Source organism: Streptomyces sp. NWU339, from assembly GCF_003143855.1.
In the GTDB taxonomy this organism is placed as follows: domain Bacteria; phylum Actinomycetota; class Actinomycetes; order Streptomycetales; family Streptomycetaceae; genus Streptomyces.
Map to the genome: position 1 here is coordinate 24,242 of NZ_QFRK01000069.1, position 8,170 is coordinate 32,411.

At 70.5% G+C, this 8,170-nt stretch carries 9 protein-coding genes; 5 read left to right on the top strand and 4 right to left on the bottom strand.

What is annotated here, in order from left to right:
* Positions 1 to 2: 2 nt before the first annotated feature.
* Positions 3 to 707, bottom strand: a complete 705-nt coding sequence (gene fabG, locus DIZ27_RS39755; RefSeq protein WP_109383219.1) for a 3-oxoacyl-[acyl-carrier-protein] reductase — start codon at positions 705 to 707, stop codon at positions 3 to 5.
* A 276-nt stretch (positions 708 to 983) separates the two neighbouring features.
* Between fabG and DIZ27_RS39760 the strand changes: the two genes are divergently transcribed.
* The 3 genes from DIZ27_RS39760 to tyrS all read left to right on the top strand — a co-directional run bounded on the left by DIZ27_RS39760 (position 984) and on the right by tyrS (position 5,248).
* Entirely contained in the window at positions 984 to 2,507 is a 1,524-nt protein-coding gene (locus DIZ27_RS39760) for a TldD/PmbA family protein (protein ID WP_109383220.1), read from the top strand.
* Entirely contained in the window at positions 2,504 to 3,898 is a 1,395-nt protein-coding gene (locus DIZ27_RS39765; protein WP_109383221.1) for a metallopeptidase TldD-related protein, read from the top strand. The genes DIZ27_RS39760 and DIZ27_RS39765 overlap by 4 nt, the downstream gene beginning before the upstream one ends.
* Positions 3,899 to 3,979: 81 nt before the next feature.
* The gene (gene tyrS / locus DIZ27_RS39770) at positions 3,980 to 5,248 is read left to right on the top strand and encodes a tyrosine--tRNA ligase (protein WP_109383222.1); all 1,269 of its coding nucleotides are present in this window, start codon (positions 3,980 to 3,982) and stop codon (positions 5,246 to 5,248) included.
* Between the two features lie 93 nt (positions 5,249 to 5,341).
* On the opposite strand, the gene DIZ27_RS39775 is transcribed toward tyrS, so the two are convergent.
* Complete coding sequence (locus DIZ27_RS39775) at positions 5,342 to 5,623, bottom strand: GlsB/YeaQ/YmgE family stress response membrane protein (RefSeq protein WP_109383223.1); 282 nt, start codon at positions 5,621 to 5,623, stop codon at positions 5,342 to 5,344.
* A gap of 270 nt (positions 5,624 to 5,893) precedes the next feature.
* On the opposite strand from DIZ27_RS39775, the gene DIZ27_RS39780 reads away from it, so the two are divergent.
* Together DIZ27_RS39780 and DIZ27_RS39785 are read left to right on the top strand one after the other, a co-directional pair.
* Positions 5,894 to 6,301 (top strand): DUF3099 domain-containing protein, encoded by a 408-nt coding sequence (locus tag DIZ27_RS39780; protein WP_109383224.1) that lies wholly within the window; start codon positions 5,894 to 5,896, stop codon positions 6,299 to 6,301.
* Between the two features lie 264 nt (positions 6,302 to 6,565).
* On the top strand, positions 6,566 to 6,790 hold the full coding sequence (locus DIZ27_RS39785) for a hypothetical protein (RefSeq protein ID WP_109383225.1): 225 nt from the start codon (positions 6,566 to 6,568) through the stop codon (positions 6,788 to 6,790).
* A 45-nt stretch (positions 6,791 to 6,835) separates the two neighbouring features.
* Here DIZ27_RS39785 and moaA read toward each other — a convergent pair whose 3' ends face one another.
* Positions 6,836 to 7,825, bottom strand: a complete 990-nt coding sequence (gene moaA, locus DIZ27_RS39790; RefSeq protein WP_109383226.1) for a GTP 3',8-cyclase MoaA — start codon at positions 7,823 to 7,825, stop codon at positions 6,836 to 6,838.
* Positions 7,826 to 7,972: 147 nt separating this feature from the next.
* A partial coding sequence (locus DIZ27_RS39795) for an IS3 family transposase (RefSeq protein ID WP_146229077.1) occupies positions 7,973 to 8,170 on the bottom strand: 198 nt, incomplete at its 5' end.

Genomic DNA, 8,170 nt, shown 5'->3' on the forward strand with positions numbered 1-8,170 from the left:
GTTCAGTGACCCATTCCCAGTCCGCCGTCAACGGGAATGACGGCTCCAGTGATGTATGAGGCGTCGTCCGAGGCGAGGAACCGCACGGCCGCGGCGATCTCCTCCGACCGCGCGTACCGGGCGAGCGGTACCTGCGCGAGGATCTTCGCCTGCTGCTCCTCGGTGAGCTCCCTGGTCATGTCGGTGTCGACGAAGCCGGGGGCGACGACGTTGAAGGTGATGTTGCGCGAGCCCAGCTCACGGGCGAGGGAACGCGCGAAGCCGACCAGCGCGGCCTTGGAGGCGGCGTAGTTCGCCTGCCCGGCGGAACCGAGGAGCCCGACGACCGACGAGATGAGCACGACGCGGCCCTTCTTGGCCCGCAGCATGCCCCGGTTGGCGCGCTTGACGACACGGAAGGTGCCGGTGAGGTTGGTGTCGACGACGGACGTGAAGTCCTCCTCCGACATCCGCATCAGCAGCTGGTCCTTGTTGATGCCGGCGTTGGCGACCAGCACCTCGACGGGACCGTGCGCTTCTTCGATCTCCTTGTAGGCCTGCTCCACCTGCTCGCTGTCGGTGATGTCGCACTTGACGGCGAGGAAGCCCTTGGGGGGCTCGCCCGAGCGGTACGTGATCGCGACCTTGTCACCGGCATCGGCGAACGCGCGGGCGATGGCGAGGCCGATCCCCCGGTTACCTCCGGTGACGAGAACCGAGCGGCTCAACGGATCACCCTTTCGATAGCGGTCTGGAGCCCCTGCGCGCGGCAGGCGCCTTCACCGAAAACCTATCGGTCCACCCGCTCCCCGGAGCAATCGGGCACCGACAGTGACACCGGGTCGCCACTGTTGGATCCCTACAGTCGGCGGCTCGCAGACTCCCTCGGATCCGACCGCCGTCCCGGGGGCGTGCTGTCGGCTCTGACGCGCCGCGGGGGTCTCCGCGCGTGGTTCACTGCCTCAGACGGTCAGCAGGCGAGCACCCGAAGGGAATCCCCACTCGTGCCCCATGAAGTCGATCAGTCATTCCTGGCGCTGCCGCTGCGCGCCCTCGCCGATGCCGCGCTGGCCCGCGCTCGGGCGCTCGGGGCGGAGCACGCGGACTTCCGCCTGGAGCGGGTGCGCAGCGCCTCCTGGCGGTTCCGGGACGCCAAGCCGGCCGGGTCGTCGGACACCACCGACCTCGGGTACGCGGTGCGCGTGGTGCACGGCGGGACGTGGGGGTTCGCGTCCGGGGTGGATCTCACCCTCGCCGCCGCCGCCAAGGTCGCCTCGCAGGCCGTGGCGATGGCGCAGCTGTCGGCGCAGGTGATCCGGGCGGCCGGGTCGGCGGAGAGGGTCGAACTCGCCGACGAGCCCGTGCACGCCGACCGGACCTGGGTCTCCTCGTACGAGATCGATCCGTTCACCGTGCCCGACGCGGAGAAGGCCGGGCTGCTGGGCGAGTGGAGCGCGCGGCTGCTGGCGACGCGCGGGGTGGACCATGTGGACGCCTCGCTGCTCACCGTGCACGAGAACAAGTTCTACGCCGACACGGCCGGGACCACGACCACCCAGCAGCGGGTGCGGCTGCATCCGGTGTTCACGGCCGTGTCGGTGGACGAGTCGAGCGGTGAGTTCGACTCCATGCGGACACTCGCGCCGCCCGTGGGCCGTGGCTGGGAGTACCTGAGGGGCACCGGCTGGGACTGGGACGACGAGCTGGAGCGGATGCCCGAGCTGCTCGCCGAGAAGATGCGCGCGCCGAGCGTGGAGCCGGGCCTGTACGACCTGGTCGTCGACCCGTCCAACCTGTGGCTGACCATTCACGAGTCCATCGGGCACGCCACCGAACTGGACCGGGCGCTCGGCTACGAGGCGGCCTACGCGGGCACCTCCTTCGCCACCTTCGACCAGCTGGGGAAGTTGAAGTACGGCTCGGAGCTGATGAACGTCACCGGTGACCGCACCGCCGAGCACGGGCTCGCGACGGTGGGGTACGACGACGAGGGGGTCGCGGCGCAGTCCTGGGACCTGGTGAGGGACGGCACGCTGGTCGGCTACCAGCTGGACCGGCGGATCGCGAGGCTGACCGGGTTCGAGCGGTCCAACGGGTGCGCGTTCGCGGACTCCCCCGGGCATGTCCCGGTGCAGCGCATGGCCAACGTGTCGCTGCGGCCCGACCCCGCCGGGATGTCGACCGAGGATCTGATCGGGGGCGTGGACCGGGGCATCTACGTCGTCGGTGACCGGTCGTGGAGCATCGACATGCAGCGGTACAACTTCCAGTTCACCGGGCAGCGCTTCTTCCGGATCGAGAACGGGCGGCTCACCGGGCAGGTGCGGGACGTGGCCTACCAGGCGACGACCACCGACTTCTGGGGTTCCATGACGGCGGTCGGCGGTCCGCAGACCTACGTCCTCGGGGGCGCCTTCAACTGCGGCAAGGCCCAGCCGGGGCAGGTCGCGGCGGTCTCGCACGGCTGCCCGTCCGCCCTCTTCAAGGGAGTCGGCATTCTCAACACCACCCAGGAGGCGGGTCGATGAACGCTCGTACCACCAAGCCGCACAAGCTCGTCGAGCGTGCTCTGGAGCTGTCCCGGGCCGACGGCTGTGTCGTGATCGCCGACGAGGAGTCGACCGCCAACCTGCGCTGGGCGGGCAACTCGCTCACCACGAACGGTGTCACGCGCGGGCGCACGCTCACCGTCGTCGCGACGGTGGACGGCCGGGAGGGCACGGCGTCCGGCGTCGTGTCCCGGTCCGCGGTGACCGTCGACGAACTGGAGCCCCTGGTGCGGGCCGCCGAGGCCGCCGCGCGGGGCGCCGGACCGGCCGAGGACGCCCGGCCGCTGGTGACGGGGGTGACTGAGTCTCCCGAGTTCAGGGAGGCCCCCGCGGAGACCTCCTCCGCCGTGTTCGCCGACTTCGCACCGGCCCTCGGCGAGGCGTTCGCACGCGCGCGGGGGGGCGGCCGGGAGCTGTACGGCTTCGCCAACCACGAACTGGTCTCCAGCTACCTCGGTACGTCCACGGGGCTGCGGCTGCGGCACGACCAGCCGAGCGGGACGCTGGAGCTGAACGCCAAGTCGCCGGACCGTACGCGCTCGGCGTGGGCGGGCCGTGCCACGCGGGACTTCAAGGACGTCGACCCCGCGGCGCTCGACGCCGAGCTGGCCGTGCGGCTGGGCTGGGCCGAGCGGCGGTTCGAGCTGCCCGCGGGCCGGTACGAGACGCTGCTGCCGCCGACCGCCGTCGCGGACCTGCTGATCTACCAGCTGTGGTCGGCCTCGGGCCGGGACGCGGCCGAGGGCCGCACGGTCTTCTCCAAGCCGGGCGGCGGCACCCGGATCGGCGAGCGGCTGTCCGGGCTGCCGCTGACCCTGCGCAGCGACCCCGACGAGCCGGGTCTGGAGTCGGCGCCCTTCGTGATCGCGCACTCCTCCGGGGGCGACCGGTCGGTGTTCGACAACGGGCTGCCGCTGACGGCCACGGAGTGGATCCGCGAGGGCGAGCTGACGCGCCTGACCACCAGCCGGCACGGCGCGGACCTGACCGGGCTGCCCGTGGCCCCGGGGATCGACAACCTGATCCTCGACGGGGGCGAGGGCCGCTCCCTGGAGGAGATGGTCTCCGCTACCGGGCGCGGGCTGCTGCTGACCTGCCTGTGGTACATCCGCGAGGTGGACCCGGCGACGCTGCTGCTCACCGGTCTGACCCGGGACGGCGTCTACCTCGTCGAGAACGGCGAGGTCGTCGGGGAGGTCAACAACTTCCGGTTCAACGAGTCGCCGGTGGACGTACTGGGCCGTGCCACGGAGGCGGGACGTACGGAGAGGACGCTGCCCCGGGAGTGGGGCGACTGGTTCACCAGGGCCGCGATGCCGCCGTTGCGCGTCCCCGATTTCAATATGAGTTCTGTCAGCCAGGGCGTATAACCTCGTAGGCGTTCGCCATCGGCGGTCACCCGACCGGCCGAGTACCGGCGAGCCGAAGATCACCGAGGAGACACGAGAACCGTGACGGACATCGTCGACGAGCTGAAGTGGCGCGGGCTGTTCGCCCAGTCCACCGACGAGGACGCTTTGCGCAAGACGCTCGCGGACGGTCCCGTCACGTTCTATTGCGGCTTCGACCCGACCGCGCCGTCGCTGCACGTGGGGCACCTGGTGCAGGTGCTCACCCTGCGCCGGATGCAGCAGGCCGGTCACCGGCCGCTGGCGCTGGTCGGCGGGGCCACGGGCCAGATCGGCGACCCCCGCCCGACCGCCGAGCGCACGCTGAACGACCCGGCGACCATCGCCGGCTGGGTCGAGCGGCTGCGTGGCCAGATCGAGCCGTTCCTGTCCTTCGAGGGCGAGAACGCGGCCACGATGGTCAACAACCTCGACTGGACGCAGAACCTCTCCGCCATCGAGTTCCTGCGGGACATCGGCAAGCACTTCCGCGTCAACAAGATGCTGACCAAGGACTCGGTAGCCCGGCGTCTGGAGTCCTCCGAGGGCATCAGCTACACCGAGTTCAGCTACCAGCTGCTCCAGGCCATGGACTTCCTCCAGCTGTACCGGCGTCACGGCTGCACGATGCAGCAGGGCGGCAGCGACCAGTGGGGCAACCTCACGGCGGGCCTGGACCTGCTGCACCGGCTGGAGCCGGACGCCGCCGTCCACGCCTACGCCACGCCGCTGATGACGAAGGCGGACGGCACCAAGTTCGGCAAGACCGAGGGCGGCGCCATCTGGCTCGACCCGGAGATGACCACGCCGTACGCGTTCTACCAGTTCTGGCTGAACACGGATGACCGGGACATCTCGGGCTACATGCGGATCCTGTCCTTCAAGTCCCGCGAGGAGCTGGAGGAGCTGGAGCGGCAGACGGCGGAGCGTCCGCAGGCCCGTGCCGCCCAGCGCGCCCTGGCCGAGGAGCTGACGACCCTGGTGCACGGCGCCGACCAGACGGCCGCCGTGATCGCCGCGTCGAAGGCGCTGTTCGGTCAGGGTGAGCTGGTGGAGCTGGACGAGCGGACGCTGGCGGCGGCCCTCTCGGAGGTGCCGCACGTCCAGGTCGCCGCGCTCGGTCCGGTCGTCGACCTGTTCGCCGAGGTCGGCCTGGTGGCGAGCAAGTCGGCCGCGCGGCGCACGGTGAAGGAGGGCGGCGCCTACGTGAACAACGTCAAGGTCACCGCCGAGGACGCCGTCCCCGCGAAGGAGGACCTGCTGCACGGGCGCTGGCTGGTGCTGCGCCGGGGCAAGAAGAACCTGGCGGCGGTGGAGGTCACGGCCGCCTGAGCCGCTGAAACGTCCGGTCGTCCGGGCATCCGAGGGGGCGACCGGCCTCGGCTGCCCGGACGACACCGAAGGACACCTCGGCGGGCCCGCGCGTCAGGCCCGCTGCTGTTTGCGCTTGCCCCGCATCTGCATGTAGAGCATGTCGACGAAGAAGACGATGACGATCGCCGCCGCCAACTGGAAGATGTGCCGGCCCCAGTCGATGCCCGGGGTCTCCGCGATACCGAAGCCACGCGCGATCGCGTTGCCCGCGATGGCGCCGAGGATGCCGCAGATGGTGGTCAGCCACAGCGGGCTGTGCTGCTTGCCGGGGATGATCGCCTTGGCGATCAGGCCGAGCACGAATCCCACGATGATCGCCCACAACCAGCCCATGGCTGCCTCCTGGTACGCCTAGACGCGAGCGTTACGGCCAGTGTCGACCCGGACCCGTTACGCCGCATGTCGGGCGTGCCGTACGGGCTTCGGATCGGACGGGGTGGGCGGACGGGGGAACGGCGGACGGATCCGCGGGTCCGGGATGCCCCGGTCTCGTGGGCGGCGTGGGCGCGGCGTAACGTGGTCTTCGTGCGGGCCCGGTGCCCCGGCCGGTCACGAGACGGCCAGGGGCGGGAAAAGTCCGATACGGGCGGATGGTGGAATGTGATGCGGAAGCAGCACGGCGGTGGCGTCCAGGTGTTCCGGATCACCGGCGCCAGGGCGGGCCTCCAGGACGATGTGCGCGCGCGGCAGCGCCGGTATGTGATCTCCATGACCGTTCGTACGATCTCGGTCATCCTCGCGGCGTCGCTCTGGAACGTGGAACGGTACGTCGCGATCGTGGCGCTGGTCCTCGGAATGCTGTTGCCGTACATCGCGGTGGTGATCGCCAACGCCGGGCGTGAGAACGCGCCGTCGCTGCCCTCGACCTACCTGTCGACGCAGATGCGGACGGAGATCGAGCCGTCGCGGACGGACGGCGACACGGCGGAACCCGGGACGGAGGATGCGGTGCCCGAGCCCACGACCGAGCCCGCCTCCGGCGCACGGACGGAGCGGCCCGGGCCGTCATGACCTTCGGAACATGACCATGACCGGCCGGAACCGGAGGGCGCTTCCCCGCCAAGCTCAAGAAAAGCTCAGATCAATCATGTTGTTCCGGTGCCGGGGGCGGGGTGACCCGTGACATACTTCGTACGCGCTCCGCATCCCCCGTCGGAGCGACGGACCGACGCCGGGCAGCTCCCCCCGTGGCTGCTCGGCGTCGCCTTTGTCCCGGGTGTGACAGGTGCTCCCGGCCGTTGCCGCTGAGCCGGTCGGGTTAGGGTCGGCGGTGTGATGGACCCTGATCCCGAGACGCCGATCTGTTCCGCCAAGGGCTGCCGTGCCGCCGCCGTGTGGGTGCTCGCCTGGAACAATCCGAAGATCCACACGCCGGAGCGCCGCAAGACCTGGCTCGCGTGTGAGGAGCACCGGGAGCATCTGTCGCAGTTCCTCGGCGTACGCGGGTTCCTGAAGGACGTGGTGCGCTTCGAGGAGTGGCGGGCGCCCGAAGAGGCGTAGTCCCGAGCCCTGCCCCGGCCTCCCAGTCCCGGCCCCTTCGGCGTCTCAACCGCCGATGGCGGACATCGGGCGGTCGGGCTGTACGAACGTCGGGTCGTCGAGGCCGGCGCCCGCCTTCTTGCCCCACATGGCCAGCCGCCAGATCCGGGCGATCTCCTCGTCGGGCGCGTCGGAGCGCAGGGCCGCGCGCAGGTCCGTCTCCTCGGTGGCGAACAGACAGGTGCGGATCTGTCCGTCGGCGGTGAGCCGGGTGCGGTCGCAGGCCGCGCAGAACGGGCGGGTGACGGAGGCGATGACGCCGACGCGGTGCGGGCCGCCGTCGACCAGCCAGCGCTCGGCCGGGGCGGAGCCGCGGGCCTCGTCGCCCTCGGGGGTCAGCTCGAATCGGGTGCGCAGGGAGGTGAGGATGTCGTCGGCGGTGATCATGCCGTCGCGCTTCCAGCCGTGCTGGGCGTCCAGGGGCATCTGCTCGATGAAGCGCAGCTCGTAGCCGTGGTCCACGGCCCAGGCCAGCAGGTCGGGGGCCTCGTCGTCGTTGAGCCCCGGCATCAGGACCGAGTTGACCTTCACCGGGGTCAGGCCGGCCTCGCGGGCCGCGTACAGGCCGTCGATGACGTCCTGGTGGCGGTTGCGGCGGGTGAGGGTCTTGAAGACGTCCGGGCGGAGCGTGTCGAGGGAGACGTTGACCCGGTCCAGTCCCGCCTCCTTCAGGGCCGCCGCGGTGCGCCCGAGGCCGATGCCGTTGGTGGTGAGGGACGTCCGGGGGCGGGGCTCCAGGGCCGCGACCCGCTCGACGATGCCGACCAGGCCGGGGCGGAGCAGGGGTTCACCGCCGGTGAAGCGGACCTCCCCGATGCCGAGGGAGGTGACGGCGATGTCGATGAGGCGGACGATCTCGTCGTCCGTGAGCAGGTCGGGCTTGGCCAGCCACTGCAGGCCCTCCTCGGGCATGCAGTAGGTGCACCGCAGATTGCACCGGTCGGTCAGTGACACCCTCAGGTCGGTGGCAACTCGGCCGTACGTGTCGATGAGCACGTGGCCTCCTCCCTCGACTCGGATCACTCGGATCACGCGTACCCCGGCTGTCTGCGAGCCTACGTGACGGCGCCGACAAGCACAGCGGCCCGGAACGACGGGATGTACGACGGCTGAAGTTCCCCCTTGATCGTGGACAGCGGGTGTTTACGCTGCGGGGGCGAGGTCTTGGGTCACCAGAGCTCTGGTTTCGAGCGGGGTGACGTAGCCGTACTCGGGGTGCTTGCGCAGGCGGGTGCGGTTGTACTCGACCTCGATGAAGCAGAAGATGTCGGCGCGGGCGGCCTCGTGGGACTCCCAGACGGTGGTCCCGATCTCCGCTTTCAGCAGGCCGAAAAAGCTTTC